The sequence below is a fragment of the Klebsiella sp. RC2 genome, from assembly GCF_014192815.1.
GTDB lineage: Bacteria > Pseudomonadota > Gammaproteobacteria > Enterobacterales > Enterobacteriaceae > Klebsiella > Klebsiella variicola.
Genome location: NZ_JACHYL010000001.1, coordinates 318,865 through 335,144 on the forward strand (window position 1 = coordinate 318,865; position 16,280 = coordinate 335,144).

General features: G+C 58.1%; 16 protein-coding genes and 1 pseudogene. 8 read left to right on the forward strand and 9 right to left on the reverse strand.

Features of this window, described 5'->3' with window-relative positions:
• The first annotated feature begins 77 nt into the window (after positions 1 to 77).
• The gene (locus tag FHW76_RS01500; RefSeq protein ID WP_008804311.1) at positions 78 to 1,811 is read left to right on the forward strand and encodes a potassium/proton antiporter; all 1,734 of its coding nucleotides are present in this window, start codon (positions 78 to 80) and stop codon (positions 1,809 to 1,811) included.
• 16 nt (positions 1,812 to 1,827) lie between these two features.
• Here the strand turns inward: FHW76_RS01500 and dadX are convergent, their stop codons facing one another.
• The 3 genes and pseudogenes from dadX to FHW76_RS01515 form a co-directional block, all read right to left on the reverse strand.
• A complete protein-coding gene (dadX, locus tag FHW76_RS01505; protein WP_012541279.1) occupies positions 1,828 to 2,898 on the reverse strand; it encodes a catabolic alanine racemase DadX in 1,071 nt (356 codons plus the stop codon).
• A gap of 9 nt (positions 2,899 to 2,907) precedes the next feature.
• Complete coding sequence (locus FHW76_RS01510) at positions 2,908 to 4,206, reverse strand: D-amino acid dehydrogenase (RefSeq protein ID WP_008804309.1); 1,299 nt, start codon at positions 4,204 to 4,206, stop codon at positions 2,908 to 2,910.
• 98 nt (positions 4,207 to 4,304) lie between these two features.
• Positions 4,305 to 4,439 (reverse strand): annotated as a pseudogene (locus tag FHW76_RS01515) (hypothetical protein); the annotation flags it as partial.
• Between the two features lie 88 nt (positions 4,440 to 4,527).
• Between FHW76_RS01515 and FHW76_RS01520 the strand changes: the two are divergent.
• On the forward strand, positions 4,528 to 6,060 hold the full coding sequence (locus FHW76_RS01520) for a SpoVR family protein (RefSeq protein ID WP_004203310.1): 1,533 nt from the start codon (positions 4,528 to 4,530) through the stop codon (positions 6,058 to 6,060).
• Between the two features lie 74 nt (positions 6,061 to 6,134).
• Here the strand turns inward: FHW76_RS01520 and fadR are convergent, their stop codons facing one another.
• Positions 6,135 to 6,854 (reverse strand): fatty acid metabolism transcriptional regulator FadR, encoded by a 720-nt coding sequence (fadR, locus tag FHW76_RS01525; RefSeq protein WP_012541278.1) that lies wholly within the window; start codon positions 6,852 to 6,854, stop codon positions 6,135 to 6,137.
• 248 nt (positions 6,855 to 7,102) lie between these two features.
• Here fadR and nhaB point away from each other — a divergent pair, with 248 nt between their 5' ends.
• The 3 genes from nhaB (at position 7,103) to FHW76_RS01540 (ending at position 9,807) form a co-directional block, all read left to right on the forward strand.
• The gene (gene nhaB / locus FHW76_RS01530; RefSeq protein ID WP_012967777.1) at positions 7,103 to 8,653 is read left to right on the forward strand and encodes a sodium/proton antiporter NhaB; all 1,551 of its coding nucleotides are present in this window, start codon (positions 7,103 to 7,105) and stop codon (positions 8,651 to 8,653) included.
• Between the two features lie 128 nt (positions 8,654 to 8,781).
• Entirely contained in the window at positions 8,782 to 9,312 is a 531-nt protein-coding gene (gene dsbB / locus FHW76_RS01535; RefSeq protein WP_008804305.1) for a disulfide bond formation protein DsbB, read from the forward strand.
• Between the two features lie 150 nt (positions 9,313 to 9,462).
• Complete coding sequence (locus FHW76_RS01540; protein WP_022065914.1) at positions 9,463 to 9,807, forward strand: DUF1971 domain-containing protein; 345 nt, start codon at positions 9,463 to 9,465, stop codon at positions 9,805 to 9,807.
• An 8-nt stretch (positions 9,808 to 9,815) separates the two neighbouring features.
• Here FHW76_RS01540 and FHW76_RS01545 read toward each other — a convergent pair whose 3' ends face one another.
• From FHW76_RS01545 to FHW76_RS01555, 3 genes are all read right to left on the reverse strand, one after another.
• Complete coding sequence (locus tag FHW76_RS01545; RefSeq protein ID WP_008804304.1) at positions 9,816 to 10,262, reverse strand: YcgN family cysteine cluster protein; 447 nt, start codon at positions 10,260 to 10,262, stop codon at positions 9,816 to 9,818.
• Positions 10,263 to 10,356: 94 nt separating this feature from the next.
• A complete protein-coding gene (locus FHW76_RS01550) occupies positions 10,357 to 11,016 on the reverse strand; it encodes a fumarylacetoacetate hydrolase family protein (protein WP_012967776.1) in 660 nt (219 codons plus the stop codon).
• Between the two features lie 16 nt (positions 11,017 to 11,032).
• Positions 11,033 to 11,314 (reverse strand): YcgL domain-containing protein, encoded by a 282-nt coding sequence (locus FHW76_RS01555; RefSeq protein ID WP_004203320.1) that lies wholly within the window; start codon positions 11,312 to 11,314, stop codon positions 11,033 to 11,035.
• A 126-nt stretch (positions 11,315 to 11,440) separates the two neighbouring features.
• On the opposite strand from FHW76_RS01555, the gene minC reads away from it, so the two are divergent.
• From minC to minE, 3 genes are read left to right on the forward strand one after another with little or no spacing between them, the layout of a single operon-like run.
• Positions 11,441 to 12,142: a septum site-determining protein MinC gene (gene minC / locus FHW76_RS01560; protein ID WP_008804301.1), complete on the forward strand. Its 702-nt coding sequence runs from the start codon at positions 11,441 to 11,443 to the stop codon at positions 12,140 to 12,142.
• 23 nt (positions 12,143 to 12,165) lie between these two features.
• Positions 12,166 to 12,978 carry a septum site-determining protein MinD gene (gene minD / locus FHW76_RS01565; protein ID WP_008804300.1) on the forward strand — a complete coding sequence of 271 codons (813 nt, stop codon included), beginning with the start codon at positions 12,166 to 12,168 and terminating at the stop codon, positions 12,976 to 12,978.
• A gap of 3 nt (positions 12,979 to 12,981) precedes the next feature.
• Entirely contained in the window at positions 12,982 to 13,251 is a 270-nt protein-coding gene (gene minE, locus FHW76_RS01570; protein WP_004103270.1) for a cell division topological specificity factor MinE, read from the forward strand.
• A 77-nt stretch (positions 13,252 to 13,328) separates the two neighbouring features.
• On the opposite strand, the gene rnd is transcribed toward minE, so the two are convergent.
• The gene (gene rnd / locus FHW76_RS01575) at positions 13,329 to 14,444 is read right to left on the reverse strand and encodes a ribonuclease D (protein ID WP_004175459.1); all 1,116 of its coding nucleotides are present in this window, start codon (positions 14,442 to 14,444) and stop codon (positions 13,329 to 13,331) included.
• Positions 14,445 to 14,525: 81 nt separating this feature from the next.
• Positions 14,526 to 16,211, reverse strand: coding sequence for a long-chain-fatty-acid--CoA ligase FadD (fadD, locus tag FHW76_RS01580; protein ID WP_025999236.1), 1,686 nt, complete (start codon positions 16,209 to 16,211; stop codon positions 14,526 to 14,528).
• Positions 16,212 to 16,280: the final 69 nt, after the last annotated feature.

The following is a 16,280-nucleotide window of genomic DNA, read 5'->3' on the forward strand; positions in this document are numbered from 1 at the left end:
AGGCGGATCCCCTGCGAATTGTTAAAATAGTGTCACTTTTAGCCATTTTTTCACGCCAGTCAGGGAGTACGTGAACATTGGACGCCGCTGCGGTCATTAGTCTGTTTATTCTGGGTTCTGTTTTAGTAACCTGCAGTATCTTATTGAGCTCCTTTTCATCGCGCCTTGGCATCCCGATTCTGGTCATCTTTCTGGCCATCGGGATGCTGGCAGGCATTGACGGCATCGGTGGCATCCCCTTCGACAACTACCCCTTCGCCTATATGGTGAGTAACCTGGCGCTGGCGGTGATCCTGCTGGACGGCGGGATGCGCACCCAGGCCAGCTCCTTTCGCGTCGCACTATGGCCCGCGCTATCGCTGGCGACGGTCGGGGTACTGATCACCTCGGCGCTGACCGGGATGATGGCTGCCTGGCTGTTCAAGCTGGATATGATCGAAGGCCTGCTGATCGGCGCCATTGTCGGCTCCACCGATGCTGCGGCGGTTTTCTCGCTGCTCGGCGGCAAGGGGCTCAACGAGCGCGTCGGCTCAACGCTGGAGATTGAGTCAGGCAGTAACGACCCTATGGCCGTCTTCCTGACCATCACCCTGATCGAAATGATCCAGCAGCACCAGACCGGCCTCAGCTGGATGTTCGCCGTGCATATCATCCAGCAGTTTGGTCTCGGGATCGCCATCGGCCTCGGCGGCGGCTACCTGCTGCTGCAGATGATTAACCGCATCGTGCTGCCCGCCGGACTCTATCCACTGCTGGCGCTGAGCGGCGGGATCATGATTTTTGCCGTCACCACCACCCTCGACGGCAGCGGTATCCTTGCCGTCTATCTCTGCGGCTTTCTGCTGGGCAACCGGCCGATCCGCAACCGACACGGTATCCTGCAGAACTTCGACGGCCTGGCGTGGCTGGCGCAGATCGCCATGTTCCTGGTGCTGGGCCTGCTGGTGACGCCCTCCGACCTGCTGCCGATCGCCATCCCGGCGCTGCTGCTGTCGATGTGGATGATTTTCATTGCCCGCCCGCTGTCGGTGTTTGCCGGCCTGCTGCCGTTTCGCGGCTTTAACCTGCGCGAACGGGTGTTTATCAGCTGGGTTGGCCTGCGCGGCGCGGTGCCCATCATTCTCGCGGTGTTCCCGATGATGGCCGGGCTGGACAACGCCCGCTTGTTCTTCAATGTCGCCTTCTTCGTGGTGCTGGTGTCGCTGCTGCTGCAGGGCACTTCGCTGTCGTGGGCGGCGAAGAAAGCCAAAGTGGTGGTGCCGCCCATCAGCTGGCCCATCTCCCGCGTCGGGCTGGATATTCACCCGGAAAACCCGTGGGAGCAGTTTGTCTATCAGCTGGGCGCCGATAAGTGGTGCATCGGCGCGGCGCTGCGCGATCTGCATATGCCGCCGGAGACGCGGATTGCGGCGCTGTTTCGCAACAATGCCCTGCTGCACCCCACCGGCAGCACCCGCCTGCGGGAAGGCGATATCCTGTGCGTCATTGGTCGCGAGCACGACCTGCCGGCACTGGGTAAAATGTTCAGCCAGTCGCCGCCGGTGGCGCTCGATCAGCGCTTTTTCGGCGACTTCATTCTTGATGCCGAGGCCCGCTTCGCCGATGTGGCGCAAATCTACGGCCTCGACGGCGGAGAGGAGTTCCGCGAGCATCAGCAGTCGCTCGGGGAAGTGGTGCAGCAGCTGCTGGGCGCGGCGCCGGTGGTGGGGGACCAGGTGGAGTTCGCCGGGATGGTGTGGACGGTGGCGGAAAAAGAGAACGATCACGTGCTGAAGGTTGGGGTGCGGGTCGCGGAAGACGAGGCGGAGTGATCCGCCCCGGAATAGGTTACAGGGTCACAACCGGCACCCGCGGCGCCAGGGCGCACATCAGCTCATAGCCGACGGTGCCGCTGCTGGCCGCCACGTCGTCGATTTTAATCTCTTTGCCCCACAGCTCGACCGGCGCGCCGATCCCGGCCTGCGGACAAGGCGTTAAATCGACCGCCAGCATATCCATCGATACGCGTCCAACGGTAGTGGTGCGTACGCCATCCACCAGCACCGGCGTGCCGCTCGGCGCCACCCGCGGATAGCCATCGGCATAGCCGCAGGCGACGATGCCGATCCGCTGCTCCTGGCTGGTGCGGTACAGGCCGCCATAGCCAATCGCCTCGCCGGGGCGCAGGTTCTGCACGCCGATGACTTCGCTGCGCAGCGTCATGACCGGCTTCAGCCCGGTGTTCGCGATGTCCTGCCACTGCCCGGAAGGCGACGCGCCATACAGCACGATGCCCGGACGCACCCAGTCAAAATGCGCTTCCGGATGCCAGAGGGTCGCCGCCGAGTTGGCCAGCGAGCGCGGGCAATCCAGCCCCTCCGCCGCCTGTTCGATACGGCGCATCGGCTCGACAATCCCCTGCGGGTTCTCCGCCTCCGCGAAGTGCGACATCAGCGTCATCTCGCCGACGTTGCTTATCGCCCGCAGCTGCTGCCAGACGGTATGCACCCGCTCCGGCATAAAGCCCAGCCGGTTCATACCGCTGTTCACCTTGAGATAGATATCCAGCGGCGCGCGCAGCTTCGCCTGCTGCAGCGCCTTAATCTGCCAGTTGCTGTGGACGCTGGTGGTTAAGCGATATTGATCGAGCACCGCCAGCTCATCGGCATGGAAGAAGCCCTCCAGCAGCAGGATCGGACCTTTCCAGCCCTGCTCGCGCAGCAGGATCGCCTCTTCCAGGTTGAGCAAGGCGAAACCATCCGCCCCGCTTAACGCACTCCATACGCGCGCCACGCCGTGGCCGTAGGCGTTGGCCTTGACCACCGCCCACAGGCGCGACCCAGGGGCCGCGCGACGCACTATCTGTAAATTCTGCCGCAAGGCCAGCAGGTCGATGCTGGCCACTACCGGACGGGTCATGCAAGCTCCTTAGTTGTGTGCGCCATGCAGATGCTGCGGACGCGCCGGGGTGAACCCGGGGCTGTAGCGGGCGACCGCCAGATCGTCGTAAGGGATCGCCGGCGTGCGCCCGGAGATCAGATCGCTGATAAGCTGCCCGGAGCCGCAGGCCATGGTCCAGCCAAGCGTGCCGTGGCCGGTGTTGAGCCACAGATTTTTATACGCCGTGCGGCCGACCACCGGCGTGCCGTCCGGTGTCATCGGCCGCAGGCCAGTCCAGAACGTCGCCTGCTCCACGTGGCCGCCGCGCGGGAACAGATCGCGCACCACCATCTCCAGGGTTTCGCGACGCGGCTGCAGCAGCGCTTTGTTAAAACCGACGATCTCGGCCATGCCGCCGACGCGAATGCGCTGATCGAAGCGGGTAATAGCGATTTTGTATGTTTCATCAAGGATAGTGGAAACCGGCGCGCCGTCCTCCTGGGCAATCGGAATGGTCAATGAGTAGCCTTTCAGGGGATAGACCGGTATATCCACCAGCCCTTTAAGCATCGCCGTTGAGTAGGAGCCGAAGGCCATCACATAGGCATCGCCCTTGATAATCTCATCGCCGCATTTCACCCCGGCAATGCGATCGCCCTCCTGTAGCAGGGCGTCCACTGCGGTGTTGAAGCGGAAAGTGACCCCGGCCTGTTCCGCCATTGCCGCCAGACGGGTGGTAAACAGCTGGCAGTCGCCGGTTTCATCGTTGGGCAGGCGCAGGCCGCCGGTCAGTTTATGGCTGACTTCCGCCAGCGCCGGCTCCACCTCCGCCAGCCGCTTCGCTTCCAGCAGCTGGTACGGCACGCCGGCGTCTTCCAGCACCGCGATGTCGCGGGTGGCATTTTCATACTGTTTGGCGGTCCGGAACAGCTGCAGCGTCCCGCCCTGACGCCCTTCATACTGAATGCCGGTGGTGTCGCGCAGCGCTTTCAGGCAGTCGCGGCTGTACTCCGCCAGGCGCACCATACGGCCTTTGTTCTCCATATAGTGGCGGGTGTCGCAGTTACGCAGCATCTGCCACATCCACTTCAGCTGGAACGACGTGCCGTCAAGACCGATCGCCAGCGGCGCATGGCGCTGAAACATCCATTTGATCGCCTTCAGCGGCACCCCCGGCGCCGCCCAGGGCGCCGCATAGCCGGGAGAAATCTGCCCGGCGTTGGCCGCGCTGGTCTCCTCTGCCGGACCGGGCTGACGGTCGATAACCGTCACCTCATGACCCGCCTGACTCAAATACCACGCGCTGGCTACCCCAACCACTCCACTTCCCAGTATGACGACACGCATAGCGACTCCGTAACAGTTAAAGAACAATCATCTAATTACAAATTGATAACTCAGTTGAAAATATTATTCAACATACGCTTTATTTATGGTGACTTAACTCACAGCAAACCGCACCAGCCCTGCGCTGCGAGATTTACGATCTCATGCTGCGCTTTATTTTTACCCAGCATTAAATTCTGTAAATAAGCGCAAAAAACGGCTTTGAGATGGGGAAATCGCGAAGAAAAGAAATTGTCTGACGATACAGTTTGCCATCCGGTGTTCTATGCTTGTTTAGAGGTTTTCCGTTCAGAGAAAACCAACAACAACGAGGGCGCGCTAATGGCTACGATTGACTCCATGAACAGGGACACCACCCGTTTAAGCGATGGACCCGACTGGACGTTCGAGTTACTGGAGACCTACCTGGCCGAAGTGGACCGGGTCGCCAAGCTCTATCGTCTTGACACCTACCCGCACCAGATCGAAGTCATTACTTCCGAGCAGATGATGGACGCCTACTCCAGCGTCGGCATGCCCATCAACTATCCGCACTGGTCGTTCGGCAAGAAATTCATTGAGACCGAGCAGGCCTATAAGCACGGCCAGCAGGGCCTGGCGTATGAGATAGTCATCAACTCCAACCCCTGTATCGCCTACCTGATGGAAGAAAACACCATCACCATGCAGGCGCTGGTCATGGCGCACGCCTGCTATGGGCACAACTCATTCTTTAAAAATAACTATCTGTTTCGCAGCTGGACCGACGCCAGCTCGATCATCGATTACCTGATCTTCGCCCGCAAATACATTACCGAGTGTGAAGAGCGCTATGGTGTCGACGAAGTGGAGAAACTCCTCGACTCCTGCCACGCGCTGATGAACTACGGCGTCGACCGCTATAAACGTCCGCAAAAAATCTCCTTGCAGGAGGAGAAAGCGCGGCAGAAAAGCCGGGAAGAGTATCTGCAAAGCCAGGTGAATATGCTGTGGCGCACCCTGCCGAAGCGCGAGGAAGAAAAAGCGATTGAGTCCGCCCGTCGCTACCCTTCCGAACCGCAGGAGAACCTGCTGTACTTTATGGAGAAGAACGCCCCGCTGCTCGAATCGTGGCAGCGCGAGATCCTGCGCATCGTGCGTAAAGTCAGCCAGTATTTCTACCCGCAGAAACAGACCCAGGTGATGAACGAGGGGTGGGCGACCTTCTGGCACTACACCATCCTCAACCATCTCTATGATGAAGGGAAAGTGACGGAGCGCTTTATGCTGGAGTTTCTCCATAGTCACACTAACGTGGTGTTCCAGCCGCCGTACAACAGTCCGTGGTATAGCGGGATTAACCCCTACGCGCTGGGCTTCGCCATGTTCCAGGACATCAAGCGCATCTGTCAGTCGCCCACCGAAGAGGACAAGTACTGGTTCCCGGATATCGCCGGTTCTGACTGGCTGGAAACATTGCATTTCGCGATGCGTGATTTCAAGGACGAGAGCTTTATCAGCCAGTTCCTGTCGCCGAAGATCATGCGCGATTTCCGCTTCTTTACCGTGCTCGACGACGATCACAACAATTATCTCGAGATCTCGGCGATCCACAACGAAGAGGGCTATCGCGAGATCCGCAACAAGCTCTCGGCGCAGTATAACCTCAGCAATCTTGAGCCGAACATCCAGGTATGGAACGTTGACCTGCGCGGCGACCGCTCGCTGACCTTGCGCTATGTGCCACACAACCGCGTCCCGCTGGACAAAGGCCGGCGCGAAGTGCTGAAACATGTGCATCGTCTGTGGGGATTCGATGTGCTGCTGGAGCAGCAGAACGCCGACGGCAGCATTGAGCTGCTGGACCGCTGCCCGGCGCGCCCGAACGCGCTATAACATTGCGGGACGATGAAAACGACGAAGGGGGCCACTGGCCCCCTTATTGTGTTTATCGATCGCCAATATCCGGCTTAACGCATATTCATGGCTAAATCGCCGGGCAGCGATTTCTGCATCCGGTGCCAGATCTCCCCGCTGTCATGACCGTAGCGACGGACCAGCTCATACACCTGATCGTGCAGACCGCCTTCGCACACCTTCGCCAGCTGATGATAAAAGCCCAGCGCCAGGCTGCGCGCTTCCGGGCTGGAGAAATAGTGGCGGCCGATGCGGGTATACAGCCCCTTCATGCCGTTGAGGATCAGACCGTAAATCGGGTTGCCGGAGGCAAACGCCAGACCGCGGAAGATATTGTAATCGAGGTCGGCAAAGGCGTCGGCGTGATCTTCCACTTCCCGGGCGCTGTCCAGTACCGCCAGCGCTTTATCCGGATGCTGACGGAACGCGGTGCGAATAAAAATCGTGGAAATATTGGTGCGTACGGAGAGCAGGTTATCAATCAGCTGCGGCACGCTGTCGTGATCGAGGCGCGCCAGCGTTTCGAGAATATTCAGCCCGGAGGTCTCCCAGAAGTTATTCACTTTGGTGGGCTTGCCATGCTGAATGGTCAACCAGCCGTCACGCGCCAGACGCTGCAACACTTCGCGCAGAGTGGTGCGGGTGACACCGATCAGCTCAGAAAGCTCGCGTTCAGCGGGGAGAATCGATCCAGGTGGGAAGCGGTTATTCCAGATGCTCTCAATGATATACTCTTCCGCGAAACCCGCAGGGCTCTGCGCCTTAATGACCATAATAATATTTCCATTACACATTGTTGCAATTGCACTCATCATACCAGAGCCGCTATAGCGCAGATAGCATCGCAAGTGAATTAAAAAGGGATCGCTGTTTCATTTTCCGTTTTTACTTTGCGCTTTTCCTTATCTCCCGTCACCGCCGCCGCGGTGCGAAGAAAGTTGCTTCTCATTTTGCTCAACTGATACTCTTGCCAATAGTTACGCACAAAATCATGTACTAATTGACGGGGAAGGATTCTGTCGTGGAAATTTCATATGGCCGCGCGCTGTGGCGCAATTTTCTTGGCCAGTCGCCGGACTGGTACAAGCTGGCATTAATCATTTTCTTAATCGTAAACCCGCTGGTGTTTGCCGTGGCGCCGTTTGTCGCCGGCTGGCTGCTGGTGGTTGAGTTTATCTTTACCCTCGCCATGGCGCTGAAGTGCTATCCGCTGCTGCCGGGCGGCCTGCTGGCCATTGAGGCGCTGCTGATCGGCATGACCAGCCCGGCGCATGTGCGGGAAGAGATCGCCGGCAACCTTGAAGTGCTGCTCCTGCTGATCTTCATGGTCGCGGGCATCTACTTTATGAAACAACTGCTGCTGTTCGTCTTCACGCGCCTGCTGCTGGGGATCCGCAGCAAGATGCTGCTGTCGCTGGCCTTCTGCCTGGCGGCCGCTTTCCTCTCCGCCTTTCTCGATGCGCTTACCGTGGTGGCGGTGGTGATTAGCGTCGCCGTTGGGTTCTACGGCATCTACCACCGCGTCGCTTCAGCTCGCCCTGATGATAACGATCTGCTGGACGACAGCCATATCGAGCAGCACTACCGCGAGGTGCTGGAGCAATTCCGCGGCTTTCTGCGCAGCCTGATGATGCACGCCGGCGTCGGGACCGCCCTCGGCGGAGTCATGACCATGGTTGGCGAACCGCAAAACCTGATTATCGCCAAAGCGGCGGGCTGGCATTTTGGCGAGTTCTTTATCCGCATGGCGCCCGTCACCTTGCCGGTGATGGTGTGTGGGCTGTTGACCTGTCTGCTGGTCGAAAAGTATCGCCTGTTTGGCTACGGCGAACCGCTGCCGCCCGCGGTGCGGAAGGTACTGCAGGACTTTGACGACCGCAGCCGCGCCCAGCGCAGCCGTCAGGAGCAGTTGCGGCTGATTGCCCAGGCGGTGATTGGTGTCTGGCTGATCGTCGCCCTCGCCTTTCATCTGGCCGAAGTCGGGCTCATTGGTCTGTCGGTGATCATCCTCGCCACCACGTTTTCCGGGGTGACTGATGAGCACGCCATTGGCAAGGCGTTCACCGAGGCGCTGCCCTTCACCGCGCTGCTGACGGTGTTCTTTGCCATTGTGGCGGTGATCATCGACCAGCAGCTGTTCACCCCGGTCATTGAGTTTGTGCTGCAGGCCTCGCCGCACGCGCAGCTGTCGCTCTTTTACCTGTTTAACGGCCTGCTGTCGTCCATTTCGGATAACGTTTTTGTCGGCACGGTCTACATTAACGAAGCGAAAACCGCCCTCGAACATGGCGTTATCAGCCTGCCGCAGTTTGAGATGCTGGCGGTGGCGATCAATACCGGCACCAACCTGCCGTCGGTCGCCACCCCCAACGGCCAGGCGGCATTCCTGTTCCTGCTGACCTCCGCGCTGGCGCCGCTTATCCGACTCTCCTATGGCCGCATGGTATGGATGGCGCTGCCCTACACTCTCGTACTGACGCTGGTCGGCCTGCTGTGCGTCGAGTTCACCTTGATGCCGGTCACCAACTGGCTACTGGCGCACGGCTGGGTGACCACGCCCACGCTGCCCTGACCCGATCCTGGCCCGGCTTCATCCGGGCCATTCAATAACCCGTTACGTAATATTTTCTGCCGGGCCGCTGGCGTCGGTTCGGTTTTCGTTTACACTGCCATGATTTAGCATCTTCCAGGGAAATGATTATGTTGCAATATTTAAACCAGTGCTCAAGGGGACGCGGTGCCTGGCTCCTGATGGCATTAACCGCTTTTATTCTCGAACTCGTTGCGCTGTGGTTCCAGCATGTGATGCTGCTGCAGCCGTGTGTGATGTGTATTTACGAACGCTGCGCACTGTTCGGCATCATGGGCGCGGGGCTGGTCGGCGCCATCGCCCCCAAAACGCCGCTGCGCTATGTCGCCATGGTGATCTGGTTGTACAGCGCAATACGTGGACTGCAGCTGGCGTGGGAGCATACGATGATCCAGCTGCACCCTTCGCCGTTCCAGACCTGTGATTTCGCCGCCCGCTTCCCAACCTGGCTGCCGCTGGATAAATGGCTGCCGCAGGTTTTCGTCGCGTCCGGCGACTGTTCAGTGCGTCAGTGGCAATTCCTGTCGCTGGAGATGCCGCAATGGCTGGTCGGTATTTTTGCTGCCTATCTGCTGGTCGCCATCCTGGTGATCATTGCTCAGCCTTTCAAAGCGAAAAAACGCGATCTGTTTGGCCGCTAAGCCGCTGCGAGTACCGCACACAATGAAACGCCCTGCGGGGCGTTTTTTTATGTCTGCTGCGCATCGTTGCATCGTTTCCTGCCTGTGGTTGACCACAGCCCCTAAAAGGTGCATATTAAATACATCTTTTAAAGCCCCACAGGAGCTCACATGTCATCTTTACTGATCCCCGCAGACTGGAAAGTTAAACGCTCCACCCCGTTCTTTACTAAAGAGAACGTCCCCGCCGCCCTGCTGAGCCATCACAACACCGCGGCCGGCGTCTTCGGTCAGCTGTGCGTCATGGAGGGAACGGTCACCTATTACGGTTTTGCCGATGAGCAGGCGACGGAGCCGGAAAAGAAAGTGGTCATTCATGCCGGACAGTTTGCCACCAGTCCGCCGCAGTACTGGCACCGCGTCGAACTCAGTGACGACGCCCGCTTCAATATTCACTTCTGGGTGGCCGAAGAAACCGACGGTGAAAACGGGCTGTTTCACGCGAAGAAAGCGTGATCCGGCGCTTAACGCGCCCTGTCAGGCAGATTGAGGATATGATCCTGCCAGTCGACGACGGTGGACTCGGGCACCGCAATATGGCGAACAGAGATGCGTTCGCCATGCATCGCCGCTTTTGAGCCGGTCAGCAGCGGATGCCAGGCCGGCAGCGATTTGCCCTCCGCCAGCAGGCGATAGGCGCAGGTCGGCGGCAGCCATTCGAAGGTTGGCAGGTTTTCGCGGGTAAGCTTGATGCAGTCTGGCTCGTACTCGAAGCGACGTTCGTAGTTACGGCACTGGCAGGTTTTGATATTAAGCTGACGGCAGGCGACGTTGGTGAAGTAGATCTCATCGGTGTCTTCATCCATCAGCTTGTGCAGGCAGCACTGGCCGCAGCCGTCACACAGCGATTCCCACTCCGCGTCGGTCATTTCATCCAGTGTTTTTTGTTGCCAGAAAGGTTGTTCGCTCATCGGAGTGTCCGTCGTTGCCAGTTAAGGGTGCACCTTATAACCAGTCTGGCACGCCGATGCAAGTTTTGCCGCCCCAAGAGGCGGCAAGCAGCGCTTACAGCACGCGGGTGGTGAGCGACAGGCCGTTGAAGCCAACTTCCAGTTCGTCACCGCTATGCAGCGGCCCCACCCCTTCCGGGGTGCCGGTGAGGATCACATCCCCGGCTTTGAGGGTAAAGAAGCGCGACATATAGGCGATCAGCGGCACAATCTTATGGATCATGTCGGCTGTGGTTCCCTGCTGGCGCACTTCACCGTTAATCTTCAGGCTTAACGGCGTATTCTGCGGGTCGCCGTGGAACTCAGCGGCCGGGATAAAGCCGGAGATTGGACTGGCGTTATCGAAGCCTTTCGCCTTCTCCCACGGTTGCCCGGCCTTTTTCATCTTAGCCTGCAGGTCGCGCAGGGTGAGATCCAGCGCGACGCCATAGCCGGCGATCCCTTTCTGCACATGCTCTTCCGTCGCCTGACGCAGCGTGCTGCCGATCAGCACCGCCAGCTCGACTTCGTGGTGCACTGAGCCCAGCCCTTCAGGAAGCACCAACGGCTGACGGAGATCGCACAGCGCGGTCTCAGGTTTAATAAACAGCACCGGCTCTTCCGGCGTCGCACTGCCCATTTCCTTGATGTGTTTTGCATAATTACTGCCGACGCAAACCACTTTGCTCACTGGATAATCCAGAAGCGCACCCTGCCAGTTATGATGTTGGTACATTATTTTCCCTCGTGGGTTAATCGGATTGTTTCCCCTGTTCCGCCAGGTGTTTCTTTAGTAGATTTTCAGATGGCGGGGGAAGTTGCAGGTAATAGCCCTGCTCGCTCAACGCCTGTTTCACTTTTTCCAGGTCGGCGTTAACCAGCTTTTTGCGCCCATCCAGCGGCAGCAGCATCGCCATTTGCGGCGTGCCGAAGCCGCGCATTAGCTCGTCAGGAACGCGTGAGAAATCGTCTTTTTTTTCGACGTATAAATAGGTTTGTTCACGTTTAGTACTTCGATAGATCACACAAAACATAGTTTTACTCGGAATTAGACCCGTGGTCACTTGCCTCAATATATGAGTGACTATAACATGCCTTTTAGTCTTCGGAATATCACCGCACTTCTGCGGTTGATAAACAGCAAATTGAGTAAGGCCAGGATGTCAAATACGCCAATCGAACTTAAAGGCAGTAGCTTCACGTTATCTGTCGTTCATTTGCACGATGCAAATCCCGAGGTTATTCGTCAGGCGTTAGAAGACAAAATCGCCCAGGCTCCCGCCTTTTTACGCCATGCGCCGGTGGTGGTGAATATCGCCAGCGTGGAGGAGGAGGTCGAATGGCGCGCCATTAACGAGGCCATCGCCGCGACCGGTTTACGCATTATGGGCGTCAGCGGATGCAAAATCCCGCGCCTGAAAACCGAAATCGATCGCGCCGGGATCCCGTTATTAACCGAAGGGAAAGAGAAAGCCCCTCGTCCGGCACCGTCCGAACCCACCCCTCCGCCGCCGCCAGTTGCTAACCAGATCACAAAAACGCGTTTGATTGATCAGCCGGTACGTTCCGGTCAGCGCATTTATGCGCCACACTGTGATCTTATTGTTACAAATCATGTGAGTGCCGGTGCGGAACTTATCGCTGACGGCAATATCCATGTATATGGCATGATGCGAGGACGCGCGCTGGCAGGCGCCGGTGGCGACAGAGACGCCCAGATATTTTGTACCCACCTTGCGGCGGAGCTGGTCTCCATCGCCGGGGAATATTGGCTGAGCGATAACATCCCGGCCGAATTTTATGGCAAAGCGGCACGCCTGCGTTTAGGTGAAAGCGCTTTGACAGTTCAACCGTTGAATTAATCCCTTTTTAACAAGGAATTTCTATGGCACGCATTATTGTTGTGACTTCGGGTAAAGGGGGCGTTGGCAAGACCACCTCCAGCGCGGCCATCGCTACAGGTTTGGCCCAGAAGGGAAAGAAAACCGTCGTTATCGACTTCGACATCGGCCTGCGTAACCTCGATCTGATTATGGGCTGCGAACGTCGCGTCGTTTATGATTTCGTCAACGTCATCCAGGGCGATGCCACGTTGAACCAGGCGCTGATCAAAGATAAGCGTACGGAAAATCTCTACATTCTCCCGGCCTCTCAGACCCGGGATAAAGACGCCCTGACCCGCGAAGGCGTCGACAAAGTTCTCGAAGAACTGAAGAAAATGGACTTCGATTTCATCGTCTGTGATTCACCGGCAGGTATCGAAACCGGTGCGCTGATGGCGCTCTATTTTGCTGATGAAGCCATCATCACCACCAACCCGGAAGTCTCCTCCGTTCGCGACTCCGACCGTATCCTTGGCATTCTCGCTTCGAAATCCCGTCGTGCGGAAAATGGCGAAGAGCCGATCAAAGAGCATTTACTGCTGACCCGCTACAATCCAGGCCGCGTCAATAAAGGCGATATGCTGAGCATGGAAGACGTGCTGGAAATTCTGCGCATCAACCTGGTGGGCGTGATCCCGGAAGACCAGTCAGTCCTGCGCGCATCCAACCAGGGTGAGCCCGTGATTCTGGATGCCGCGTCGGACGCAGGCAAAGCCTATGCCGATACCGTTGAACGTCTGCTCGGAGAAGAACGCCCTTTCCGCTTCATTGAAGAAGAGAAGAAAGGATTCCTCAAACGCCTGTTCGGAGGATAAATTATGGCTTTACTCGACTTTTTTCTCTCGCGAAAAAAGAACACGGCTAATATTGCGAAAGAACGCCTGCAAATCATCGTCGCCGAGCGTCGCCGCGGCGACGCGGAGCCGCACTACCTGCCGCAGTTGCGCAAAGATATTCTGGAAGTGATCTGTAAATACGTGCAGATCGACCCGGAGATGGTCAGCGTGCAGCTGGAGCAGCGGGATGGTGATATTTCGATTCTTGAGCTGAACGTGACCCTACCCGAAACGGAAGAGTCGAAACCCTGACCTGCTGTTCCATCCCGAAAAAAAACCGGCTACGCCCTGCGCTGCCGGTTTTTTAATGGCCTGAACCAGACCGCCCGCTAGCGCGGATAGTCGTTTAACAGCGACTTCAGCCGCCCGGCCATCAGTTCGCCACGCCAGCCGGAAATCAGCTCAGGCTCACCGGCTTGCGTTTTCAACTGCCAGTGCCAGTTCAGCAACTGGTTGATCTGCCGACGCGAGGCCAGCAGTTCCGCGCTCACGCCCTTATCGGCGCTCACTTCCTGCACCAGCGCTTTAATATCTTTAAAGGCTTTACGGTAACCCGGCATGTCAATGAGGTTCTGCAGCGGCGCCGGCAGGGCCGACTCCGGCAGCGCCTGGGCTTTCTCGACCAGGCTAATCAACGTTTTGCCGTGGAAGCGAATTTCACTGCCGGACAACCCGAGGCTGTCGAGCTCGCCGAGGCTGGTGGGCATATAGCGCGCCACGCTCCACAGATGCTCTTCCCGCACCACAAAGTTCACCGCCAGGTCGCGCTCACGCGCTTTGCGCAGACGCCACTCTGCCAGCAGCTGCAGGCAGCCCAGCTGGCGGGTACGCAGCTGCCAGGCGTTGCCGATGTCGCGCCAGGCCTCGGCCGGGTCAACCACCTCCTGACGACGCTGCTGCATCAGACGACATTCGTCCAGCGCCGCCGATAGCCAGCCTGCGCGGTCGGTCTCCGCCATTAATTGGCTGGCGATCGGCAACAGGTACCAGACGTCAGCTGCGGCGTATTCACACTGACGCTCGGTCAGCGGGCGCGCCAGCCAGTCGGTGCGGGATTCACTTTTATCCAGCGCCACTCCGGAATACTCTTCCACCATGGAGGCAAAGCCCCAGGACATCGGGCGGCCGCAGAACGCCGCCAGGATCTGGGTGTCGATCAGCGGCTGCGGCATCAGGTTGAACGCATTGAGGAAGACTTCTAAATCCTCGCTACCGGCATGCAGATATTTAGTCACATCCTGGTTGAGCAGCAGCTCACGCATCGGCGCCCAGTCGCTAATCGTCAAGGGATCGATCAGAGAGACCTGGGTGCCGTCGAACAGCTGCAGCAGGCCCAGCTGCGGATAGTAGGTACGGGTACGGACAAATTCCGTATCCAGAGCGACGGCGGAGGCCGCGCTTGCCGCTTCGCAAACAGCGCGCAGGCCATCGTCGGTGGTGATCATCTGATAGTTCAAAGCATACTCTCTTAACTTGCGCCCATAAAAAACGCCGGCGTAGCCGGCGTCAGGCGACTCATTCGTTACTTAGCCTTTATTGTCCACTTTAGCGCGCGCTTCGTCACGCAGTTCTCGCCGCAAAATTTTCCCGACGTTGGATTTCGGCAGTTCGTCACGGAATTCCACCAGCTTCGGCACTTTGTAGCCGGTGAGATGGCGGCGGCAGAACGTAATCAGCGCCTCTTCGGTTAACGCGGCATCTTTCTTGACCACGAAAATCTTCACCGCTTCACCGCTGCTGCCGGACGGCACGCCGATGGCCGCCACTTCGAGGACGCCGCTGTGCTGCATAACCACATCTTCGATTTCATTCGGATAGACGTTAAAACCCGACACCAGGATCATATCTTTTTTCCGGTCAACGATGCGCAGGAATCCCTCTTCATCCATCACCGCGATATCCCCGGTGTGCAACCAGCCGTCTTTGATAATCTCATCCGTCGCGTCAGGACGCTGCCAGTAGCCAAGCATTACCTGCGGCCCCTTGATACAGAGCTCGCCCGGCTGACCCGGCGCCACTTCGTTATCGTCGTCGTCCACCAGTTTGGCTTCTGTGGAAGGCACCGGCAGGCCAATGCTGCCGCTGTGGTAGTCGATGTCGTGCGGGTTGACGCTGACCAGCGGCGAACACTCGGTCAGGCCGTAGCCCTCCAGCAGATATTGTCCGGTCAGTTTTACCCAGCGCTCGGCCACCGCCTGCTGCACCGGCATCCCACCGCCGGCGGAGAGGTGCAGCGAGGAGAAATCAAGCTGCTGAAACTCTTTGTTGTTCAGCAAGGCGTTGAACAGGGTATTGACCCCGGTCATGGCGGTGAAAGGATATTTCGCCAGCTCCTTCACCAGCCCGGGAATGTCGCGTGGGTTGGTGATCAGCAAATTTTGCCCGCCCAGTTCGATAAACAGCAGGCAGTTCATGGTCAGGGCGAAAATGTGATACAGCGGCAGCGCGGTCACCACGAACTCTTTGCCGCGATGCAGCAGCGGGCCGTAGGTGGCATTGACCTGCTCGAGGTTCGCCAGCATGTTGCGGTGGGTCAGCATCGCCCCTTTGGCCACGCCGGTGGTGCCCCCGGTGTACTGCAGAAACGCCAGATCTTCCGCAACGATCTCCGGCTTCACGTACTGCATGCGGTAGCCATGCTGCAGCGCGCTGCGAAACGAGATGGCATCCGGCAGGTGGTACTTCGGCACCAGGCGCTTGATGTACTTGACCACGAAGTTCACCAGCGTGCCTTTGGCGGTGGAGAGCTGATCGCCCATGCGCGTCAGGATCACGTGCTTAACCTGAGTTTTCGCCACCACTTTTTCCAGGGTATGGGCAAAGTTGGAGACGATGACGATCGCCGCCGCGCCGCTGTCGTTGAGCTGATGCTCCAGTTCACGCGGGGTATATAAGGGGTTGACGTTAACCACGATCATCCCGGCGCGCAGGATGCCAAACAGAGCCACCGGATACTGCAGCAGGTTAGGCATCATCAGGGCCACGCGATCGCCCTTCTGTAATCCTAACCCCTCCTGAAGGTAAGCGGCAAAGGCGCGACTACGCTCTTCCAGCTTACGGTAGGTCATCACTTCACCCATATTGATAAACGCCGGTTGGTCAGCGTAGCGGGTGGTGGCATGCTCAAACAGTTCAACCAGGGATTGATAGCGGTCAGGGTTTATCTCCGCAGGAACATCTGCGGGATAACGGTTTAGCCAAACCTTTTTCACTGCATCACCTCTGAAATAGTTATTCGTCGTCATCACAGCCCCTGGTAAATACATTTTGTTAACATTATA

What these genes read in the sequence shown, in the direction of transcription:
- FHW76_RS01555 (WP_004203320.1), bottom strand. Translation starts at nt 11,314, where the DNA reads ATGTTTTGTGTGATCTATCGAAGTACTAAACGTGAACAAACCTATTTA.
- FHW76_RS01520 (WP_004203310.1), top strand. Translation starts at nt 4,528, where the DNA reads ATGGCTACGATTGACTCCATGAACAGGGACACCACCCGTTTAAGCGAT.
- FHW76_RS01545 (WP_008804304.1), bottom strand. Translation starts at nt 10,262, where the DNA reads ATGAGCGAACAACCTTTCTGGCAACAAAAAACACTGGATGAAATGACC.
- minC (WP_008804301.1), top strand. Translation starts at nt 11,441, where the DNA reads ATGTCAAATACGCCAATCGAACTTAAAGGCAGTAGCTTCACGTTATCT.
- fadR (WP_012541278.1), bottom strand. Translation starts at nt 6,854, where the DNA reads ATGGTCATTAAGGCGCAGAGCCCTGCGGGTTTCGCGGAAGAGTATATC.
- minD (WP_008804300.1), top strand. Translation starts at nt 12,166, where the DNA reads ATGGCACGCATTATTGTTGTGACTTCGGGTAAAGGGGGCGTTGGCAAG.
- dsbB (WP_008804305.1), top strand. Translation starts at nt 8,782, where the DNA reads ATGTTGCAATATTTAAACCAGTGCTCAAGGGGACGCGGTGCCTGGCTC.
- FHW76_RS01510 (WP_008804309.1), bottom strand. Translation starts at nt 4,206, where the DNA reads ATGCGTGTCGTCATACTGGGAAGTGGAGTGGTTGGGGTAGCCAGCGCG.
- minE (WP_004103270.1), top strand. Translation starts at nt 12,982, where the DNA reads ATGGCTTTACTCGACTTTTTTCTCTCGCGAAAAAAGAACACGGCTAAT.
- rnd (WP_004175459.1), bottom strand. Translation starts at nt 14,444, where the DNA reads ATGATCACCACCGACGATGGCCTGCGCGCTGTTTGCGAAGCGGCAAGC.
- dadX (WP_012541279.1), bottom strand. Translation starts at nt 2,898, where the DNA reads ATGACCCGTCCGGTAGTGGCCAGCATCGACCTGCTGGCCTTGCGGCAG.
- FHW76_RS01540 (WP_022065914.1), top strand. Translation starts at nt 9,463, where the DNA reads ATGTCATCTTTACTGATCCCCGCAGACTGGAAAGTTAAACGCTCCACC.
- FHW76_RS01550 (WP_012967776.1), bottom strand. Translation starts at nt 11,016, where the DNA reads ATGTACCAACATCATAACTGGCAGGGTGCGCTTCTGGATTATCCAGTG.